Annotated in this window: 19 protein-coding genes; 13 read left to right on the forward strand and 6 right to left on the reverse strand. The window is 34.8% G+C overall.

Going from position 1 to position 21,739, the window contains the following annotated elements:
- Positions 1-32 precede the first annotated feature (32 nt).
- Entirely contained in the window at positions 33-374 is a 342-nt protein-coding gene (locus PMI13_RS00040; RefSeq protein ID WP_007839343.1) for a hypothetical protein, read from the reverse strand.
- Positions 371-712, reverse strand: a complete 342-nt coding sequence (locus PMI13_RS00045; RefSeq protein WP_007839344.1) for a helix-turn-helix domain-containing protein — start codon at positions 710-712, stop codon at positions 371-373. The genes PMI13_RS00040 and PMI13_RS00045 overlap by 4 nt, the downstream gene beginning before the upstream one ends.
- 469 nt (positions 713-1,181) lie before the next feature.
- Between PMI13_RS00045 and PMI13_RS00050 the strand changes: the two genes are divergently transcribed.
- From PMI13_RS00050 to PMI13_RS00060, 3 genes are read left to right on the forward strand one after another with little or no spacing between them, the layout of a single operon-like run.
- Complete coding sequence (locus tag PMI13_RS00050) at positions 1,182-2,453, forward strand: DUF2851 family protein (protein ID WP_007839345.1); 1,272 nt, start codon at positions 1,182-1,184, stop codon at positions 2,451-2,453.
- Positions 2,446-2,667 (forward strand): PspC family transcriptional regulator, encoded by a 222-nt coding sequence (locus tag PMI13_RS00055; RefSeq protein WP_007839346.1) that lies wholly within the window; start codon positions 2,446-2,448, stop codon positions 2,665-2,667. The genes PMI13_RS00050 and PMI13_RS00055 overlap by 8 nt, the downstream gene beginning before the upstream one ends.
- A 1-nt stretch (position 2,668) precedes the next feature.
- Positions 2,669-3,181, forward strand: coding sequence for a GNAT family N-acetyltransferase (locus PMI13_RS00060; RefSeq protein ID WP_007839347.1), 513 nt, complete (start codon positions 2,669-2,671; stop codon positions 3,179-3,181).
- A 168-nt stretch (positions 3,182-3,349) separates the two neighbouring features.
- Here the strand turns inward: PMI13_RS00060 and PMI13_RS00065 are convergent, their stop codons facing one another.
- The 4 genes from PMI13_RS00065 to PMI13_RS00080 all read right to left on the reverse strand — a co-directional run bounded on the left by PMI13_RS00065 (position 3,350) and on the right by PMI13_RS00080 (position 6,523).
- Positions 3,350-4,084: an SIMPL domain-containing protein gene (locus PMI13_RS00065; RefSeq protein ID WP_007839348.1), complete on the reverse strand. Its 735-nt coding sequence runs from the start codon at positions 4,082-4,084 to the stop codon at positions 3,350-3,352.
- A gap of 100 nt (positions 4,085-4,184) precedes the next feature.
- Complete coding sequence (locus PMI13_RS00070) at positions 4,185-4,961, reverse strand: peptidase associated/transthyretin-like domain-containing protein (protein ID WP_007839350.1); 777 nt, start codon at positions 4,959-4,961, stop codon at positions 4,185-4,187.
- Between the two features lie 2 nt (positions 4,962-4,963).
- Positions 4,964-5,770 (reverse strand): hypothetical protein, encoded by an 807-nt coding sequence (locus tag PMI13_RS00075; RefSeq protein WP_007839353.1) that lies wholly within the window; start codon positions 5,768-5,770, stop codon positions 4,964-4,966.
- Between the two features lie 6 nt (positions 5,771-5,776).
- Positions 5,777-6,523 (reverse strand): hypothetical protein, encoded by a 747-nt coding sequence (locus PMI13_RS00080; RefSeq protein WP_007839354.1) that lies wholly within the window; start codon positions 6,521-6,523, stop codon positions 5,777-5,779.
- Positions 6,524-6,706: 183 nt separating this feature from the next.
- Between PMI13_RS00080 and PMI13_RS00085 the strand changes: the two genes are divergently transcribed.
- The 10 genes from PMI13_RS00085 (at position 6,707) to PMI13_RS00130 (ending at position 21,698) form a co-directional block, all read left to right on the forward strand.
- The gene (locus PMI13_RS00085) at positions 6,707-9,847 is read left to right on the forward strand and encodes a UvrD-helicase domain-containing protein (RefSeq protein WP_007839355.1); all 3,141 of its coding nucleotides are present in this window, start codon (positions 6,707-6,709) and stop codon (positions 9,845-9,847) included.
- 221 nt (positions 9,848-10,068) lie between these two features.
- On the forward strand, positions 10,069-10,488 hold the full coding sequence (tssD, locus tag PMI13_RS00090) for a type VI secretion system tube protein TssD (RefSeq protein WP_007839357.1): 420 nt from the start codon (positions 10,069-10,071) through the stop codon (positions 10,486-10,488).
- Between the two features lie 266 nt (positions 10,489-10,754).
- Positions 10,755-12,680, forward strand: coding sequence for a type VI secretion system Vgr family protein (locus PMI13_RS00095; protein WP_007839358.1), 1,926 nt, complete (start codon positions 10,755-10,757; stop codon positions 12,678-12,680).
- 11 nt (positions 12,681-12,691) lie between these two features.
- The gene (locus PMI13_RS00100) at positions 12,692-13,900 is read left to right on the forward strand and encodes a hypothetical protein (RefSeq protein WP_007839359.1); all 1,209 of its coding nucleotides are present in this window, start codon (positions 12,692-12,694) and stop codon (positions 13,898-13,900) included.
- The gene (locus PMI13_RS00105) at positions 13,897-14,262 is read left to right on the forward strand and encodes a peptidase associated/transthyretin-like domain-containing protein (RefSeq protein ID WP_007839360.1); all 366 of its coding nucleotides are present in this window, start codon (positions 13,897-13,899) and stop codon (positions 14,260-14,262) included. Before PMI13_RS00100 ends, PMI13_RS00105 begins: the two co-directional genes overlap by 4 nt.
- Positions 14,263-14,317: 55 nt before the next feature.
- Complete coding sequence (locus PMI13_RS20430) at positions 14,318-15,580, forward strand: hypothetical protein (protein ID WP_007839361.1); 1,263 nt, start codon at positions 14,318-14,320, stop codon at positions 15,578-15,580.
- Entirely contained in the window at positions 15,561-16,031 is a 471-nt protein-coding gene (locus PMI13_RS00115; RefSeq protein WP_034669448.1) for a hypothetical protein, read from the forward strand. The genes PMI13_RS20430 and PMI13_RS00115 overlap by 20 nt, the downstream gene beginning before the upstream one ends.
- A gap of 4 nt (positions 16,032-16,035) precedes the next feature.
- Positions 16,036-16,839, forward strand: a complete 804-nt coding sequence (locus PMI13_RS00120) for a hypothetical protein (protein ID WP_007839364.1) — start codon at positions 16,036-16,038, stop codon at positions 16,837-16,839.
- A 4-nt stretch (positions 16,840-16,843) separates the two neighbouring features.
- Positions 16,844-20,863: a glycoside hydrolase family protein gene (locus tag PMI13_RS20435; protein ID WP_007839365.1), complete on the forward strand. Its 4,020-nt coding sequence runs from the start codon at positions 16,844-16,846 to the stop codon at positions 20,861-20,863.
- A complete protein-coding gene (locus PMI13_RS00130; protein WP_007839366.1) occupies positions 20,847-21,698 on the forward strand; it encodes a hypothetical protein in 852 nt (283 codons plus the stop codon). The genes PMI13_RS20435 and PMI13_RS00130 overlap by 17 nt, the downstream gene beginning before the upstream one ends.
- Positions 21,699-21,739: the final 41 nt, after the last annotated feature.

Raw genomic sequence — 21,739 nt, forward strand, 5'->3', positions numbered from 1 at the left:
GGGCTCAAAATTTTCCAGAATAACTTTTTAACTTACACAGTTAGTGAGACACTACCAAGTTCATATTTGGAGATAGGATTTGATCCTTTTATTATTTGCGTCCAGCTATTTGTAAGTTCATAGTCCTGTATTTTTCCAAAGTCATTATCTGTTTTATTTAGAATTTGTTCAAATCTTTCTTTTCCAACTTCTTGAAAAAAACGATTACTAAATAATTTAAAAACTTCTTTTTTATTATTTTCTTGTACTAAAAAATAAAATTTATTAATAACCTTTTGGGCATCTTGTTTATCAGACTCTCTGTTTTCATAAATTTTATCATAACTACAGCCTATAAAAAGAAAAGAAATTAAGATTAAAACATACTTTTTCATAATGCTGCGATATTTTTAATTTTAAGAGACTGAATAAATCCATCCACTGCGGAAAGCAGATGTTTTTTATTTTCGGGATCAAGCTTTTCGAGGTCATTGAAGCGATTGAACTTGGTAGGATCTTTAAAGATATTTACCTGTTCTGTGTTTCCCAAAAGATAGCCGACTGTAGTTCCTAAAATCTTAGCGATATTTTTAGTAACTTCAATAGAGGGAATTATCTCATCACCTCCATACTTCCCGATTACAGAATAGGAAGTATTTAAAAGTTCAGCTAAATCCCTTTGAGAAAGGTTTTTACCCCTGTGCTCTCTTAATTTTTTACCGGAAGAATCCACTGTTTATATCTTTTAAGGTATTAAACCTCTGTATTTTATTAATAATAGACAAATATAAATACTTTATAAGGTAAATAAAAATCAAAAAGATGTGTTATAACAATTGCTTAACTTAATGACATTGGGCGCGAGCGTCTCGCTTGTGTCTTAAAAAAAAGTAAACCACTGTAGTTTTACAGTAATTTTGTTATATAAACTAGCAAAAGTTTTTCTGATTATGCTTATTATATTTATCCAAACCTAAATATAAATTTAGAAAAAAAGACAGAGTTTATTCTATAGTTTTGTTGGCTATTGAGCAACGGAGAAACTTTTAACCAAAATGAAAGTAAATGCGAAAGATCAGTCCATAAAATTCGATTTGAAAAACATTCTTCCTATATATGAAGAAATGTACAAAACAACCGTAGAAAATTTCAAAAAGGAGTTGTCTAAGGTATAACACATCTGTTATATTTGCCAGACACTCATGACGGAAAAACTGCTTCAATATCTTTGGAACTTTAAGGTTTTCAAAAATTTTGACTTCAAGGATATTGAAGGAAATTCCGTTGAAATAATAGATTTCGGCAAGTGGAACACAGATTCCGGTCCGGATTTTCTGCAGGCAAAAATTAAAGTCAAAGACGTAGTTTTAGCAGGAAATATCGAGCTTCATATCAAATCTTCCGACTGGATTTTCCATCATCATTCCAAAGACCCCAACTACCGGAATGTCATTCTTCATGTTGTTTTTCAAAACGATCTGGAAATTGAAGAATTTAAAAATAAAAATATCCCTACTCTTGAACTGAAAGATTATATTGATTTAGACATTCTCTGGAAATATAAAAAGCTCGTCAATGAAAATCAATTTATTCCGTGTGAAAGTATTTTCAGTAAAGACCACATTCCGGTCAATTTTCATGAACAGAACATCTTAAAAAAGCTGGATGCTAAATCTCAGGAACTTGAAAAAAGCCTGGAGCATTATAAAAATAATTTTGAGTCCGTTTTGTTCCACAACCTGGCTTATTCTTTCGGACTCAAAGTAAATGCATTTATTTTTAAACAGATTACAGAATCCATTGATTTTTCTGTTATCAATAAAATCCGGCAGAATACAACTCAATTCGAAGCCCTGTTATTTGGAATTTCAGGTTGGCTGGAAAATCCTATTGATGATCAAATGAGGATATGGAAAAGAGAATTCGATTTTGTAAAAGCTAAATACAAAATCCCCGATTTAACTATTCATCCTAAATTTTTAAGACTCAGACCACCCAATTTCCCAACGATACGCCTGTCACAATTAGCTGATCTATATTCTCATCAAAATCTTTTTTCAAGGATCATCCTGGCTAAAAGCTTAAATGAATTACTGAGTGTTTTTCAGAATATCAAGGCTTCAGACTATTGGAATGATCATTTTAATTTCGGTAAAATATCAATGGTTAATCAGCCTAAAACGTTAAGCAATGACTTTGTTGAACTTATTATTCTTAACACAATTCTTCCGATGAAATATACTTATCACAAATATCATCATGTGGAAATTGCCGATGAAATATTAGAATTTTATAAAAACATTTCCCCGGAAAAAAATTCAGTAGTCGAATCCTGGAAAAAAATAGGTTTGAAAAGTAAAAATTCACTGCAAACACAAAGCCTTATTTATCATCATAAAACCTTTTGTGAAGAAAAAAAATGCTTAAATTGCAGTATTGGATTTAAAATTTTTAAAAATTCTTCAAATGCTTGATAATATCCGTCATAAAATGGAAAGAGAATGGTTTGGTGTTCTTACGAGAATGGGTGCCAAGCTGGGTATTCCCGTATCTAAACTGAGAGTTTTCTTTATCTACTCTACGTTTGCTACGGCAGGATTTTTCTTTTTAATTTATCTCGGTTTAGCCTTTACCTTGTGGATCAAAGATATTTTCATCACAAGAAGGCCAAGCGTTTTTGATTTATAATATGGAATTTCTAGCCATCACATCATCTGAAGATTACAGGGTACAGGAAATCTACAATTCCTACTCAAGCACTTTCCCACCGGAGGAAAGAAGGGATTGGAATAAATTTATCAGCTTATTTACCCATCCGGATGTAAAAGTAATTTCTGTGCTGTATGAATCAAAAACAATCGGTTATCTGATTATCTGGGAGCTGAGCAATTACACTTTTGTAGAGCATTTCGAGGTTTTTGCCGAATACAGAAGCCAGAAACTGGGGTCACATATTACCGGATATTTATTTCAAAATTATCCGAGAATTATCCTGGAAATTGAACCTGACCACTTGGGTGATGATGCCAAAAGACGGTATTCCTTCTACCAGAAAAACGGGTTTTCGTTAATTGATGAAATGTATGTGCAGCCAAGCTATGGTGAAGGTAAAAAGCCCCTTGATCTTTGGCTTTTATCCAATTATACCCCTGAAAATCTACAGGATGTTAAAGATGAAATTTATGATATTGTTTATCACTAAAATATAAAATGCCGGAAAATTTCCGGCGTTTTTATTGCACACAGATAACAAAGATTTACACAGATGCTTGTGTTTATTTCAATCTGCTTAATCCGAAAAACCTGCCAGACTAAAAATCAATATTCCTAATTTAAGATGACAAATATTGTATCATGCGGGGGATTAATACTAATCCACTTCATATTCCAGTTTAATGGTAATACTTGCCTCCTTCTCCTTGGATGAAGTATTGAAAGTCCCACCATAAGAATAGTCCTCATTGGAATTCGGTGCTGTAATCTGAATAACTCCTGTCGAAGCTTTTTTTAGATTTCCTAAATGGCTTCCGGCATTTTCAGCAATTTTTTCAGCCCGCTCCTTTGCATCTTTTGTTGCACTTGCAATCATCTCCTGTTTTACACTTGACAGTTTGGTATAAAAATAATTAGGTGAAGATGAAGTGAATTCCACTCCCCGGTTAATGATTTCTGTAATATTTCTGGAAAGGTTTTCAATTTTAGCCACTTCCTTACTTTCAATAGAGACTTTCTGAGTCAGGTTATATCCTGAAAACTCACCCTGAACGTAGTTTCCATTGGAATCATTAAAACTTCTGAATTGCTTTTGAATATCTACTGATGAAAAAACAATCTCATTTTGTTTAATACCTTTTGAAATCAGATAATCATTGATCATTTTCCGGTCTGTTGCCAACTCATCGTAAGCAGATTTCAGATCAAAATTGTTTTTTGAAAAACTCCCCGACCAGGTGATCAGATCAGATGTAAATTGTTTCGTTCCAAGGCCTGTTACCGAAATTGTATTTTCAGATTTATTTCTGTTTTTAATCGCGTTTCCGAGAAGCCCGAGGCCAATAACAAATCCGAGTGCCCCGATGGCAATGGCAATCATATTTTTGTTCATAAAATTTTGTGATTTTGATGGTTATATTTTTAAAACTTGGTTTGCAGTGAAAATATTGCATCAATTTCCATTCCGAAATTTTAAGATTCCTTTAACAAAATTAAGGTTTAGCTGTTTTCAACCTTTCCAGAAAAACAGGCATCGTTTCTTCCAGTCCCAACAATGCTCCTGAAAGATTTTTTGCTTTCACATAAGTACGGGTTTGTGGCTTTTCGACAAATGAAAATTCTATAAATTCTGAAATTCTTTCAGCAGGGATTCCCGCTTTTGTAAAATATTCATCATCTACTCTGTTCCGGATCCATGCAATATGTTCCTGCAGGTCATCATATTTATACTGACGTTTCTGTCTTCTTGCTTTTCCACTGATCAGATCATAAGCTCCCTGTACATTCAATTGCCCTAAAAGTATAGGAAGTAATACCTGTTTCACCTCAGCAGGTGTTTCCCTCATTTTTCCGACCGGTTGAGGAAGTCCTACCGCCTGCTCAACAATTTCTCCCTTATCAGTTTTTGCTACTGCTCTGGAATCTTTCTCCAGATCACCACTCGGTTTCTTTTGAACTTGTACCTCTTCAATCAATTCTGGAATTTTAACCATGACCACAAACAAATAAGGGTTTGCTCCGCCTGAAAGTACTTTTCCCGAAACCCTTTCATAGCCTGTCTGTACAAATCTCAGTTCATTATTATTGAATGCCTGAATAGAAAATTCCCCGGAAGAATTGCTGTAAGCTTTGGTATCTGTGGTAACATTGAGAATGGTCACACCACCAAGGCCGATATTGTTATCATCGGTAATTTTTCCTGTAACCGTCTGTTGTGAAAAAGCAAATTCACATAAGAATAAAAGTACAAAGAAAAAGGAGGCTCTCATTTTTAATTTCCAATGGTGTTGGTTTTACGGTATTCTTTGAATGCTATTTTCAACTCCGATTCAATGACATGGTTCTTAAAATTTTTCCTGTATTTTTTTGCCAGCTCCCGCGTATCATTGGCATACACCAGAAATTGATCAATCTGCTCTTCATCCATTCCAAGCTCTGTCATAAAATCTAAATTGATTTCCAGCTTAATCCTGCTTATAAAATTTATAGTTTCATTATAATCAGGTTTGGTTATTTTAGGCTTTACAGCTTTTTTTATGAGTCCAACGCCTGCAAGAAAAGTTCTGACCAAATCAATTTGTCCTGCAGAAAAATTATGTCCTGTAAACGTCTGGGAAATTGTATTTTTAGGTAAGGGCTCTTTTAAAGGGCTTCGCATATATTCTTCCATTGAAGATTCCAGCTCTGCCAGTCTTTTTCCTTCACCATAGTATTTACTGTTTCTTTCTAAATTCCCGGTAGGTTTATATGAAATTTTAACCTCCGGAATCAATGTTTCTGCTTTTAAAAGATGGACATAAAGTGGTGAATTTAAATAATCTCTGCTTATTTTTTTATCAGAACGGTAATATCCTTCCTTTACAAATCTTATCTCATCATTTTCTTCAGCCTCGATCACAAACTGCCCCGAAAGATTACTATGGATACTTTTATTATTAGAAATGTTAACAACCAATACATCATTGATGCTTATATCATTCTCATCAACAATTTTTCCGGAGATGGTATTTTGTGCAAACAGATCGGCGGCAACAAACCAAGGGAGAATATATAAACTTCTGGTTATTTGACTTTTCATCTTCTGCTATCTTTGAGTCTGTGGAGCTCGATAAGAGGATATCCTGGCTAAAACCGCTCTCTGGAACCTCATCAGGTCTGAATCACTGCAATATCCATATTTCAGAATATTTTTTCTTTCAAAACCTGCTCTCAGGACATAATAAATAAAATGCTGAATCTGGCCCTTCTCTATTTTTAAATCTGTAAAATACTGATCTCCCAGACTGGAAGCCAGATAATTCATCAGGTCTACATCATCCCATTTATTCTTGACTTTTCCTACTGAAAATCCCTGCCCTTTCGGCTGTACAAATTCGCCGGCTCTTGCTGCCAGGATCCTCGGGTCAGATTTTTGGGCAATGTAACGGTCTATATCTTTCACCAGCTTTTCAACTTTTTTAGGCCGGTTCAGGTTTTTGGAATCTATTTTTAAATCTCCAGTAAGCCCTCTGGTAACTTCCACTTCAGGAATTAGAGCAGTCTGGCGTATCAAAGTAACATTGATGGGTGATCCTAAATTGTCTTTGGTGATTTTCCGGATCGTCCTTTCGTAGCCGGATTTTATAAAACGAAGTTCATCATTCACCCTTCCTGCAATCATAAAATGCCCGTTGGTATTGGTAGAAACACGTTCATCAGTTCTTATATTGACAACGATAACGTCCGGCATTTCGATATTTTCTTCAGTCGTTATTTTCCCAAAGAGATAATCCTGGGCATTGATCTGAACAAAAAAGAGAAAAGATAAAAGAAAGAGTAGTTTAAATTTCACGTATAGTTTTTTATAAGGCAAAGCTAAAGTTATTTTTAATTTATAGCATAAGTTTAACCACAGTTAACGCGTTTTAGGATTTTTTTTAGAAATTCCATTTCCGGAATTGTTAAATAGCGAATTGAATTTGTTAAAATTTCACTTAAAATTTAGTTAACTTGCATTCTCAATTCACCTTTAAAAATGCAAAATTCTTACACAGTGATCAATGCTTCCGCAGGCTCAGGAAAAACCTATGCCCTTGTTCAGAAGCTTTTGATGATCTGTCTACGTTATCCTTATCAGCAGCATGTGATCAGAAATATCCTGGCTTTAACTTTCACGAATAAGGCTGCCAATGAAATGAAGGAGAGAATTTTATCCTGGCTCGGAAATTTTTCAGCTGACGATTTTGCCGGAAATACCGATCTGAAAAACATTCAGAAAGCATTTGAAGAAGAAGGAATAAAAATTACGATCGATGAACTGCATATCCGTTCAAAAAAATTACTGGATTATATTCTTCACAATTATTCCACATTAAATATCGGAACCATTGACCGTTTTAATTCACGTCTGGTAAGAAGCTTTTCTTATGAACTCGGACTGGCTAAGAATTTCAATCTGGAGATTGAGGCAGAGCCTTTCCTGATTGAAGCGGTAGATAAAATGCTTGATCAGATCGGGGAAAATGAAAACATTTCCAACTCTTTCATGGATTATGTAGATTACAGCCTTGAAAACAATGAGCGGATCAACCTCAACAAAAGTCTTTATGATTCGGCTAAAGAATTTGTAAAAGACATTCATTATGAACATCTGAAAAGCAATAAAAGTTTTGATGATGCCAATTATGAGGATATAAAAAATACAATCCGTAAAGAAATTGTCTTTAATAAGAAGCAGTCTCTGGAGCTGGCAACACAGTCTATCGAACTATTCAGATCCAGAAATATTGAGATTGAAGATTTTGCCCAGGGGAAAAACGGGATCGGAGGATTTTTTACAAAAGTTTTAGATTTCTACCAACAGAAAAGACCCGGTTTTCCTTTCCCAACGACCCAGGAAGAAGCTGTAGTTAATAATTACAGAAAAGGGGCTTCAGCAAAATCAAAAAACAAAGAACCGGATATTTTTGAAATTCTCGATCAGCTTCTGGACAACAGGATGAAGCTTATCCTTTTATACATTGAAACCCAGAAAAAAGAGAAAATTTTATCAGCCCTTCTTCCATTAAAAGTAAATAAGGATATCCAGGATGAATTAAAGAAAATTGAGGAAGAGAATGATCTGGTTCTGCTTTCAAAATTCAATATTCTTATCAACGAAAACCTCAGAAATGAGCCGTCTGCTTTTATCTATGAGAAAGTCGGCTCCCAGTTCCAGCATTATTTTTTTGATGAATTTCAGGATACTTCCGAGCTCCAGTGGCAGAATTTTATTCCGTTGCGGGATCATAGCATTTCCACAGATGGAACTTCCTTCACCCTGGTGGGTGACCCAAAACAAAGTATTTACAGGTTCCGGGGTGGCGAAAGTAAAATCATGCTGGATATCATCAATAAAAATGAAATTTCACCTAAAGAAGCTGAACTTCTCATTTTAAAAGATAACTGGCGAAGTGCAACGAATATTGTACATTTTAACAATGAACTGTATCATTATCATTCCCGCGAGCTTCAGGAAGAGCATCAGAATATTTTCGGTACTGATGCGGAACAGAATCCCAAGTCTGCCATTGAAGGGCGTGTGAAAGTGAATCTCATTGAAAACCTTACTAATGAGGATTTTTATAATGACAGTTCCGAGCGGATGCGAAAAGATATTCAGGATTGCCTGGATAACGGGTTCAAATTTTCTGATATCACCATTTTGTGCCGGGGGAATTTTGACATTTTCAGTTATTCTCAGAAGCTGGGAAACCTGAAAGTGAATTATCAGGGCGGGGAAACCGGTATTAAAACTATTTCCGATAAGGGATTAACCCTGGAATTATCCCATACTTTGCAGGCTGTCATTGAATTCTTAAAATGGGAAACCAATCCTAAAAATAAACCTAATTTAATCATGATGATGTATCACCTGAATAAATTGGGAAGAATTAATATGACCGATTTTACATTGGAAATGAAGACTATTCTGGATATTGAATCTCATGAAGAAATTTTACAGTTTATCCGGCAAACCTATGCTTTACAGCTTAAACAGGACCATTTTCCAAGATTTAATTTATATAATTTTGTAGAATATTATATCAATGAATTTTCGGTTGGAAATAAAGAAACCGATTTCCTTTTAAACTTTCTTGAAATGCTTTTCAATTTTACCCAGAATGCCGGGGCAAGCACGAAAGAATTTCTGAAATACTGGGACGAAGAGGCATCTGCTTATACCATTCAGGCATCCGAAAATATTGATGCTATACAGATTATGACGATTCACAAAGCGAAAGGGCTGGAGTTCCCGGTCGTTTTTATCCCGATGATGAATAAAAACCGCGACAGTGAGTTTACGAATTGGTTTGAAACTTCTGATAATGAGGCTTTGAAATCTGTTAACATTAATCAGTTCAGTAAAAACCTGGAAGTGTATGATGCAGAAATCGAAAAGTTTAATAAACAAAATTCTTATAAAAACCTTATCGACAGGTTATGCCTTCAATATGTTGCCACAACGAGGCCTGTTGAGCAATTGTTCTTCTATATTCAAAAGCAGAATAAAACTTCAAATAACCTTGAGCTTCTGGAATTCCTCCAATCAAAAAATACTGAAAATGCAGATGAATTTGATTTATATGAGGTGAATCCCCAGATGTTGAGAAAACATTCGAAGGATAAAACATCGACATTCAAAACAAAGGATATTAAAACCCTGAAAAATATTGATGAGAAGCGTACTTCGATCAAAATTGCGACACCGTCCAAAAACTATCAGGTCCGGAATGAAAAAGTAAGAACGGGGATTTTCGTTCACGAGCTGCTATCCAGGATCAATTCTGAAAAAGACATTAAAAAAGTACTTGAAACCTATGTTCTGGAAGGTCAGATCACATTGGAGGAAAAGAATGAAATTCAGGAAACCCTGCAACAGATCATTACTACTTATTCCGAGTTCTTTGATGAGAAATGGGAAGTAATCAATGAAAAGGATATTATGATTTCTGAAAGAGGAGAAAGCAGAATCTACAGGCCCGACCGTATTTTGAAAAATAACGATGAGTATATTATTGTAGATTTTAAAACCGGTGAAGTAACAGAAAAAAATGACAGGCAAATAGAAAATTATAAAGATGTTCTTGAAAGCCTTGGCAGAAAGGTGATCAAAACCCAGCTTATTTATTTATAATTTAAAAAAAGATCCCTTTATACAATGCCTTTGCACTAATCTCAAAAATAAATGATGTCGTAAAACTACGACACTAAATCGTAGAATTACTACATGAAATCGTAGAAACACTACAAAAAGTAAAACTTATATCTAAAAATTTTTATATCACCGTAAAGAGGTATACATTTGCTGTACAATCACTCAATTATAAAAATATTAACGATTAAAATTTACAAATTATGGCAGCAAATTCAAGAGGAATTTTAAAATTCAACGGTGGCGAAGGTCAGAAATTATTAAAGCTTAACTACAGTGTATCAAGATCAACAGACGTATCCGGTAGAGTAGCATCAGACCCGTCAAATGCACTAATCAAAATTACAGTGGAAGCTACAGAAAAATCTGATATTCTGGAAAGCTTACTCAATGGAAAGTACAAGCCTACAACAGGTGAAATTACATTCAACAAATCTCACGAAGAAGGTACATTGATTACTCTTAAATGGGAAAACGGATATGTAATTCAGCATCAGGTAGACTTCGACGCAGTTGATGAAAACAGCATGCTGATCAGCTTCGTAGTAAGTGCTGAAATGATCGATTACGGTTTAGCTTCTTATGCTGGTATCTGGCCTGGAGGAGGTAGCAATAACGCTTAATTTTTGCATCCTAACAAAATTATAAAAGATCATCCCAAGGGATGATCTTTTTATCTCTTTAAGCAAATACAAAAAATTAAATCAACTTATTCTTCTGTTATAAATAATTTAACTCCTGTATAAGATATTTTATTAAAATTTTATACTTATTTTATTGATCTATAAAAGTAGTAATTCTACTACAGTTTTTCAAATTTAACAATTTTCATCTCCGACAGATCGAAAACATTTCTAATTTTAGTGATATAACCACCAAAAACATAAATATGAAAAATAGAACAACCAATGCAGATAAAATTGCAGAGAATCATATTGCAGGGGTTCAGCGTGTGGTGAAACTTGATATTGTGATTGAAGGCAAAATCATTAAACATTTCAAGCATTTCCGATTACTGCAAAGCATAAGAACACACCATAATTTTGAACTTACATTGGCTCATGATTCTTTGGGAGAAATACAAAGTCATGATCTGGAGCAGGCCCAACAGTTTCTGGGAAAACGCTTAACAGTAGTTTTTAAATATAAGGATGCAGAAAATGAAAGCCCGGAAAGAACTTTCGTAGGCCTTATCACACAGGTAGCTTTCAGTCAGGAAAAAATGAGCCTGGGTAATATTGTTCTGAAAGGACAAAGCCCTACTATTCTGATGGATTCGGCCCCCCATACCCAGAGTTTTGGTGGAGAACAACCTGTGAACACCTCCATTATTGCCGACAGGGTAATCAAAGAGACCTTAAACGCAGGTAAGTTTGATTATAAAATAGATGCCCAGAATCAAAGCTATATTAATTACAGTGCCCAATACAAGGAAACTCATTATAATTACCTGGCAAGGTTAGCCGAAACTTATGGCGAGCAGTTTTATTATGATGGTGAAACTCTTTATTTCGGAAAATTACCTCCAAAGGAACAGCCGATACGCCTTGTTTATGGCAGCAACGTAAGCGATGTATGTGTAGCACTCAAAGCACAGCATATAAAACCTGAATTTTTCGGATATAACAGCAGCAACCATACAAAACTGCTAAGCACTTCTGCAAGCATCAAACATTTGGGGCAACTCGCCGCAAAAGCTTACAATCTTAATGACGATATATATAAAACCCGTTCGTTAACGCCGTCCCCTATTAATGCCAATATGTCTTTAAATGTGGATGATTCTCAAAAAAGTGCTGCCGGGAGCGCTGCCGTAGAAGTTTTTACCGTTTCAGGATCTACATCAGTTCCTTTCCTTCATCCCGGCTGTATTGCCGATATGGAAATGAGAAAGCCGAATACCAATCAGACCTCTTATTTCACCAAACTTATGATTACAGAAGTTTCTCATGAAGTAAATACAAGAGGAGTTTATACCGGATCGTTTGAAGCTATTGCAGAAGGAACAGGCTTTATTCCTAAACCTGAATTTGTAACACCTAATGCAGAGCCACAGATTGCCACCGTGATCTCCAATACCGACCCATTGAATCAGGGCCGGATACAGGTACAATTTGACTGGCAACTGAATGACACTACCCATTTTATCCGAATGATGAGCCCTGACGCAGGAGGTACCGATATGATCACTCAGAACAGAGGATTTGTTGCCGTTCCGGAAGTAGGCGACCAGGTAATGGTAGGTTTCGAATACCACCATCCCGACTTCCCCTTTGCTATGGGTGGAATGTTCCACGGAAATGTAGCTTTAGGAGGTGGGGTCAACAATCATATAAAATCTATACAAACCCGAAGCGGCAATAAAGTAATTTTCAATGATGCTGAAGGAAGTATTTATATAGAAGATCCAAGTGGCAATACCTATTTTATGGATGGAAAAGGCAGCATTATCGTCAATGCTCCAAAAGATATGACCTTCACCGCAGGGAATAACATAAGAATGTCAGCAGGAAATGATATTACTTCCATTGCCGGCAGCAATATTTTCTCAACGGCAAACGTCAATATCGTTTCCAATGCCGGAGTCAATATGGTGGATACCGCGGGAAGAGACCTCCTTCAGACCGCAACAGGTAATATCCATGAATCTTCCGATATGAGAACGGAAATTTCTGAGAATGAAAGAAATATCCAATCCAAGAAAAGCGATTCATATGCTGAAAAAGTGACAGTAGTAAGCACGAAAGAAAACATGATTTTACAAAGCGAGAAAACCGTAAAATCTCAAAGCGGAGAGCAAGGAAATTCACATTAAAAAGTATTGACATGGCCATTGTAAAAAAAGCTAATAACATCAATATTCAGGTGAGTAATAATTATACTTCACTCAGTAAAACCTCTCATGAGTATTCTGAAGAAGTGATTATTGAAGCGCTCAAACAAAATCTAGAATTGTCTAGCCAGAAAAGAGCAATAATGCAGGGATTTGGGAAAGATGCGGAGAAGAAAGATACACCTGCAGAAAGTAAATTGCTGGAAATAAAAGTCAGAAAAGATACATTTGTCCCTCTTGGCATACCTTGTTTTAGAGGAGACCAGGAAAACAATAAGATTAAATTTCAAATAATAATTAAAGAAGGAACATTTGACAAGCTAACTTTCAAAATAAAAAATGAAGGCACTGAAATTTATTCTGAAGAAATAGCTCAAAGCTTAAAAGTCGGCGATATCCATGATATAGAATGGGATGGGTTTTCCAAAGATAAAATATATGACAGTACACTTTTCACGGATAATAAACTGACTGCTGAAGTGACAGATGGAACCAGTACTTCTGCAGTAAACGTCTCAGGCCAATGTAAAACAGAATGGATCGATTTGAAAATAGATGATAACAATAAAAAGGCAGATGTCACTATCAGGGTTAATTTAAAAGACGGTGGGGTCATTGGAACCAATCCCCCAATCTATAAATTCTCTGATCTGGAAAGCATGTCTTTAGATGGAATTCATTTATACTGGAGCAGAATGAAAAACAGATCCAAGATTTCTACAGATATTGTAACGATTTCCGGAAAAGAATATAAAGTTGAAGTGAAAGGAGTCAACACCCAAGAGAAGTCAATGGATGATGTTTCTTTGGTGTATAATGGTTCTGAAAAATGGTTACGGTCCAGCAATCCCGGATCTGTAAGCGGCCTACTATCTTTTTTCGGACAGTTTGCCCCTCAAAGAGTAGTATATAATGCCAAAGAAAATAATGAGGAAAGAGACTTTAAATTAACCTCAGCCCATGAGATAGGACATGAAATAGTAAAAGAATTTGGTGGAGATAAATATTCTTACGGGCATGAAGGAAGTTCTAACCCGATTTTGCAGACTCCCAATACAAACCCTCTTCCTCCTACTCCCAAAGAAGTAAATGTTATGGAATATTATAGTGATGCTTATTATGACTATGATCGTACAATCGCATCAGAAAAAGATGTATTGGGATTGCTGTGGTGTTCTAAACTTAAAATAAACAAGAAATGAGTAAAACGATTTTTTTTTCAGCAGTTATATTAATGGCAACTTCTTGTACAGGCAGAATAAAAATTCCTGATATCTCAGGAACTGTATATGAAGCAAAGACGCTTAAACCAATTGAAAATGCAGATATTTATATTGATGAAGACAGCAAGGCAAAGACAGATGCGCAAGGTCGTTTTCTTATAAAGAAAAAGATGTATTCTGAAAAGATTTCAGTTGGCGGAGAAGCGCCACCGGTAATTTATAAAATGACTATATCAAAAAAAGAATATAAAGACACGATCATCCATTATAAGAATTTATTTGGCGGAGGCAATAAAAACCTGACCGTAAAATACGATACTATTATCCTGAAAAAGAAATAAGGAATAAGGAATAATGAATTATTTTATATCAGCCTGTATTTAAAAAACTAAACTTATGTCAGAAAAAAATCCGGGAGTAGACTATAATACAAAAGATCCGATAAAGAGGAACTCTGTTTCCCAGTACTTTGTGCGAGGCTGGTGGACAGATAATAACGATATGCCTATTACTGAAGCTCTGTTTGGTGACACGGTAAAATTTCATTTACAAACGCAAAATATTCCTAATGGAGAAGATATTACATTAATTTTATTTGATGATGATAATTTACTTAATACTTCTGAAGACAAAAAAGATGACGCAATAAGTTTAGTATATGCTACAAATGGCCAACCAGTAATTACAGATAAAGTCAACAATAATAAAATTATGAAAATCATCACTTTAGATAATTTTGAAAACCTCTTAAAGGATGAAGCAGATAATAAAGTAGAGCTTTATTTTAAATGTAAATATAAAAATGATGAGGTAAAATATCCTGAGGCCTCATCCAATTATCTGCAGGTAAAAGGAAAACCTAAAATAGTTTTTGTTAATGGCCATTGGAATAAAATCGCCTATAAGCTAGGAATGTCACCGGGATCAGGTGGCGAAGGATACTGGACATTTTTTACAGGAGATGTTAAAAGATACAAAAACAATGCTGATTCTTATTTTGGTATCAAAAGTGGTGAACCAATGTTTATTGACGGTTCATCTTCTTGGGGAGGGGATGAAAGTGGTGGACAAAGAAAAACAAGAGGTTATGAATACTGCAAATCTAATTTTAATGAAATTAAAAAAGGATTAGGCAAAGAAAAAATATTTTTAATATCACATAGTGAGGGCGGGGCATATGCCGCCGGAATTTGCCAATATCTTACAGAACAAGGGATACAAGTAGGAGAATCATTAATGTTATCAACAGATGAAGGAGATGAGTTCACTGTAGAAGGTAATTATCCTGCTTATCAGCTTGTAGCAGGCTATTTAAAAGAAGATTGGTTAACCGGTAAAAAAATATTTTATATAGATCCTGTAGTCATGGACAATATGGTTAAAGGAGTAAATAAATATGGAGTATATATATCTACCGGAAGTTTTACTACTGTCCATGGAATTACAATAGGATCTTCAGCTTTCAGTCTTGCGAAAAAACTGAAGAATACTTTTACCACTCCGGCCTTGAATAGCAAAGGTGAATCCATATATCAAACAAATTCCATTGATGAAGACTGGTACAGGATAGATGAATATATCTTGCATAATAAAAGAATAGATTTATATCCACAGTTAGGCTCAAGTTTCTCAGAAACATATGGACAAAGACGCGATTAACATGAAAAAATCAACTAAAATAATTATATCTGTCATTATACTGATAATCATTTTGGGTTTTATTTTTAATCCATTTTATTGGCTAATGCAACCCAGTCAAACAAATCAGCAGCCCCAATTATCGTTACAAGAACAATCATATTTCAAAGACCTAGAAAAAACATATGGCAGTAAATTAAAAAGATTTTATCATAATTATACAAAAAAGGGGACAGATACTCTTGAAGAAAAAAACTATGATAAAGTCCCTTTTGAATATTCTTTATCCATTGATCTGCCTCCAAATACTAATATCAAAGATGATTCAATATTTAGTATTGCTGAACACATCAAAAACTCTATTCTTCAAAAGAATAAAAATTTGAAAAAAATTATAATTTACAAAAATTATGACACCTATGAGTATGCTTACGATGCAAATAAAAATACTCTGATTAAGAAACAAGATTAAACTGATGACATCCCAAAAATCTATATATTTTCCCACCTCAACCTATTTTATACAGGATAAATGCACTGTGAAAATCGGGAAAGAGCAGTATGAGGCTCTACTCTCTTATACCATTTATATAGAAACCGGGGATGGTGACAGTTATGATGTGTCGATCAACAGGACCAATTTAAAAGTAAATAACCAAAAAATAGATACCAAATTTCTTGAGGTATCAAACAGCTACATGGATGCCCTGTTTCCTATTTACTGTAAAATAAATAATTACAGGCTGTCTATAGAGAATACAAAGGATATCCGGACTCGGATTAAAGAAACTGATTCGGCAATACATTCCATATACAGTGGCAATGGAATCGATCATATCAGAACACAATTCTCTAATGCCACTGGGACTGATGAAAACCTTATACAATTCATAAAACAACTGCATTTTATGAAACTGATGGAAATCAGTATGCAAAAATTCAGCAATAAAAAAGAATATGACACTTCCTGGAAAGTACTTCCGATCGGAATATCCGAATGGAAAGGAGAAACTAAGTTCCAAAAGGAGAAAAACACATTGTCTTTTGAACCGAAAATAAACAATGCCCAGGAAATAATGGATGACATCATCAGATATGTCCACAAATATGAATATTACGTCAATTTTGATGAAGAACAGCTTCCGCTCTATGCAGATCTTAAACACAATATAATCTATACAGGTAAAACAGGAAGAATGGAAGCAGCTGAAACCGATGTCTGTATAGAAGTAGAAGATAAGTTTTATTACCAGCACCAGATAACACTACAAACAAAATAATACGATGTCAGTTCCATATACAGTTCAGAGCGGAGAAACGTTTCAGGATATAGCCACGAAACTGGGTATAAAAGACTGGACGAAACTCAAAGAATATCATACCCAACAAACCGGACAGCAGGTTCCTGGTATTCCCTATGCAGGACTTACGCTGATGACTCCTACTCAGGAAGAAATTTATGAGATGAATGGTGAAACCCCACCACCCGATCCTGCAGAAGAGCAAAAAAATGCAGAACAAAAGCAAGGTGAAGAAAAGAAAAAAGAGGAGGACAAAAAGAAAGAGGAAAAGGCATCCAAAAGCGAACATGACGGAAAATATTTTGTAGTTCACAATGCAAAATGTGTTTGTGATAAAGCGGAAAATCCCAAACAAACAGCCGATCTTCAGGTGACAACACACAAAATTATTGTCCTGAATGATGATCAATCCAAACTGGCAGCAACAGAGGCAGATAAATCATTCATTCCTCCGGTTGCCACATTTGGGAAATGTACCCTGAAACCTACGACAGGAGGTTATCTTCCCTGTGCCTTAGCCCCTGCTGATAAATGGAGTAAAACCTATGAGAGCACTCAGGTAATGGGCAAAAATACCCTCACAGAAATATCTGAATTACAGTGTATGGTGGGTGGTAAAATTACAGTTGATAAACATGGGCAGACTGATTCGGTAAGCAATGCACACGCAGACAATACCAATCCATTGGAACTTTCAATGGTCAATCCGGCAATAGAACAGCCTAAGAAAAAAGAAGAATATCCTGTGGTAATTTCCATTTCAATGACCGGAATTGAAAACAGGGAAAATTTTAAAGAAATAGATTCTAAAAATAAAAAGGAAATTACCTATCTCCGTAAAGATGAAGAAGTTTCTTTTAAGGCCAATTTAAAAAGCGGAAACAAGCAGCTTACCTCATGGATGGTTTACAGTGACCATCAGGGAAAAAAGGAAAACAGGCTTTTCCTGAGAGAGCAGATAGGTACTGAGTTTTCACAGAGCTTTGCCAACACTGGGAAGTTTCGGATAGAAGGATATGGTAAGCCGAAAGACCCCGATTTTGAAAAAGGGAAATATGATAAATGCGATCCTTCCTGTTCTTTAGATGTTGAGGTTGTGGAAAATACTCTCCTGGATATCGAATGTACATCAGGTGATTTTTCAACCCGTATTGATCCTTCTAAAAACAGAAAATTCAGACGTGGCGTTCCATCGGTTTTCAAAGCAAAATTTTTCATTGCAAATCTTACTGAAGATGAAAAATCAAGATTAACCATGACTTTAACAGATGGAGAGGGGAATGTTTTAACAGATGGGGTTCAAACCGGTGAAACATTCACATTTACACCAAAAAATACCAAAGCCAAATATACAGTTATCGCTAAATACACCGATGATAACGGCAATGTCATAGAAAAAAAGATGTCCGGAGAATCAGAAGGTAACGCTGTATTAGGAATCAGTCATGGAGCAGAAGCGATAAGACCCAGAACCCCTATGTCCTTCAGTGTTTCCAGGATGAAGTACAATATAGGAGCAAACAATCCTTACGACGTTACCCCTGATGAAGCTTCGGAGATCAAATGGAATCTTAATGGGGTATTTAAAGGAAATGGAAAAAGCATTACTCTACCGGGAACAGAATTTACGAATCCTGGTAAATATATAGTGGAAGCTTATAGTAGTGTTGCCAACGCATTTGGAAAAGGCGCCAAAAATGAAGAAGATGACTGGCATTTTGAAGTAAAATATAATATCGTTACAGAAATTAAAGCAGGTAAAAAAGCAAGAACAGGTGCAGAAGTTCCTTTTGAAATCAGTAAAACGGCTTTAAATGGGTATGATGCCGCAAAAGATGGTCCTATTACCTGGAAGATAACAGGTCCTGCCTCCGGAACCGGAACCGGAGAAAAATTCAATTATAAATTCCTCCTTCCCGGAGAATATACTATTGACTGCCTGATGGGTGGAAGGTCTTCACAAAACCCATTAAAAATAAAAGTTGTTCAACCGAAAATTTTAGTGGACACTTCCAAATGGATCGACAATGACGGGAATAGCGGCAACGTCATAAAAGAAGCAGGATATGGACAGGAAGTCTGTGCATTTGTAAAATATGAAGGAATACAGGGCGAAGAAGTAACACTACAGGTTTACGACAATGATAGTAACAGCATCAATCTGGTTCACAATATAACAGGAACCCTGCCTGAAAACACCGGTGGAGTCTACTGGCCCTTCACTTTGGATAACAGTATAAAACTTAAAATTGAAGCCAGAGGATTAACAAAAGACGGGAAACTGCATTTTAAGCTGGTTCCAAAAGATGCTGCCTTGAAAATTGTAAATGGAGAGAAATTTTTAGGTGAATATCTGAAAGTGACTAATGTTCCTAAAATTGTAGATGCTTATTTCTGTGATATTGCAGACACTGAAAAACTCTACAATTCGCCCATAGATAAAGCTTTATATTTGAAAATATATGCCATTAATATGGTAGATAAAAAAGTGGAAGTTCATTTCATAACAAAATCTGACATGTACTTTAACGTTGCCTGGAAGCCAAAACAATGGAAAGACTGGAAAGATGTAAAGGAAAAATTCTCCAAGGAAACATTCTTTTATAAAACAGACGGAACGATCAATAAAAAAGGAGAGTTGATTGTAAAGGTAGATCCTTCAAAACTTGGAAAGCCCAAAAACTATTTTAAAATATCCGCCGTCGTAAAAATTACAGAAGGAGAAGGAAAAGATGCCAAAGAAAAAGCAGCTTATCTGGATCATTCTGAAATGGCTATTCTGTACGCTACTGCTACCCTTCCGAATATGGCTGAAAATAAAGGGGCTGTGAAGGTGGGAAGGGAGGCTTTAAGCACGGCTCAAGAAAAAGAAAAATTAATCATTTTTCCTCTACTTGTAAAACCTGAAAATGATGATAAAAATAAATGGGTTAAAGATTATTATTGGGCAGCAAAACAAAGAGACAACATGGCAACATTTAATGCCAATAGATCAGGAAACAGAAGACACGCAGCTCGTGATCTATATACCAAGCCTTTAGAAACAGTTGTTGCAATTGCTGATGGAGAAGTTTTAGAAATTAAATCTTTTTATGACAGGACAGACCAAGTAACCATAAGACATAAATTAAAAGATGGTAGGGATTTTATAATTCGATATGGAGAACTTGACCCTAAAAGTATAACTGTAAAAAAAGGTGATAAGATTACACAAAAGAAAGAAATTGGAAAAACTGGAAAATTAATGAAGACAGATACTGAAGTAAGATTAAAAATAGGCGGTGTTACAGTATATATGCTGCACTTTGAACATTTTACAACAGGAACCGATTTTGATGTTCAAAAAAATCCTCTATCAAATGATACAAAACCTTTTATGAGAAGAGCAGATTTGGTTGATTCTTTAGCAATATTAGAAGAAGGATATAGAAATACTTTTGGAGATGGAACATCTGGAGAAAAAGGTAACAGAGTTACTCCATCAACGTTAACTACGAGTCAAAAAGGAAAAGATTTTATAAAGGATTGGGAGAAATATTATAAGATGCCATATGATGATTCCGAAGGTTATGCTACAGTTGGTTATGGATATCTTATAGCCTATAAAAGCTATAAAAATCTTACACAATCAGAAGTTGAAAAAACAGATATTACCTGGAAGGAATTTCAAGAAGGAATTTCTGAGACTAGAGCATTGGAGCTTTTTAATGCAAAAGTAAAAAAATATGAAAATGCCGTAAAAAGAGATATTAAAGTTAATTTATATCAACAAGAATTTGATGCACTTGTTAGTTTGCTATTTAATACAGGTTCAGAATTTTTAAATACTGGAGGTGCAAAAGGTGGAGAAACGAAAATAAAACAAAACATTAATAATCAAATGTATGAACAAGGAGCAGATGAAATGTCTGACGTTACTAACGATGGCACATTAGGCCTGGTAAAAAGAAGAAAAGCTGAAATAAATATGTTTAAAAATAATATATATGATTCTACACACTAAATTCTATAGTTTATTAATTTTTATTATACTTTCATGTTCCAATGATAAAAAATCAGAAGTATCAGATATAAATGAAACATCTAAGAGTTTTGATTCTATAAATTCAAAAAAATATAAAAATTTTCAACCTACAATTTGGGATTGTTACAAATATGAAATTGATAATAGATACCCATCTGATTATGGAGAAGATTATGCCAAAGAATTCTCAGCATTTTCGAGTTTCGTACTTACAAATGATTCTATTTTTATCGGAGATTGTAAAGAACCAATTAATCAATACAAATATCCTACAAAATTAAAGCGATTTGATGAAGAAAGTACCTTCATCACCTTCTATAAACCAAAAACTGATAGTATACAGCTTATATCCGCAAAACCAATTGGAAAAAGTGAATCATGTATTCCTTTGGATAATACAATAATTTATAGAGTTGATTCGAATGAACTCATTATTCATGACAGAGGATATTTTTTTCATTATCATAAAAGAGCTTCACTACAAAAACAAGATATAAAGGTAAATGAGATTATCGGTTTGCCAGGAAATAACAGAACCGCATGGATTGTAAGATCAATTATAAATACAAACAATCTTGAAGATGCTTATAAATATTTTATAAAAAACTTCCCTTATGGAGCAAAGGGTCTACAAGAAAAATTTCCGAAAGACAAAAATTATATTGATGACAAAAATAATGTCACTTATAATTATTCTGAGAACTCCTTAATCATTAATAAATCAGATCCAATGGGAGAGATTATAATATCATTAGAATTGGTTGATAATAAGGTAAAACTGGCTTACAAAATGGAATTTCCGAGTTATGATTAAAATTATTATAGGAGAAATTTACCCTAAATAATTGGAAACAT

It is taken from the genome of Chryseobacterium populi, assembly GCF_000282115.1.
Lineage (GTDB): Bacteria > Bacteroidota > Bacteroidia > Flavobacteriales > Weeksellaceae > Chryseobacterium > Chryseobacterium populi.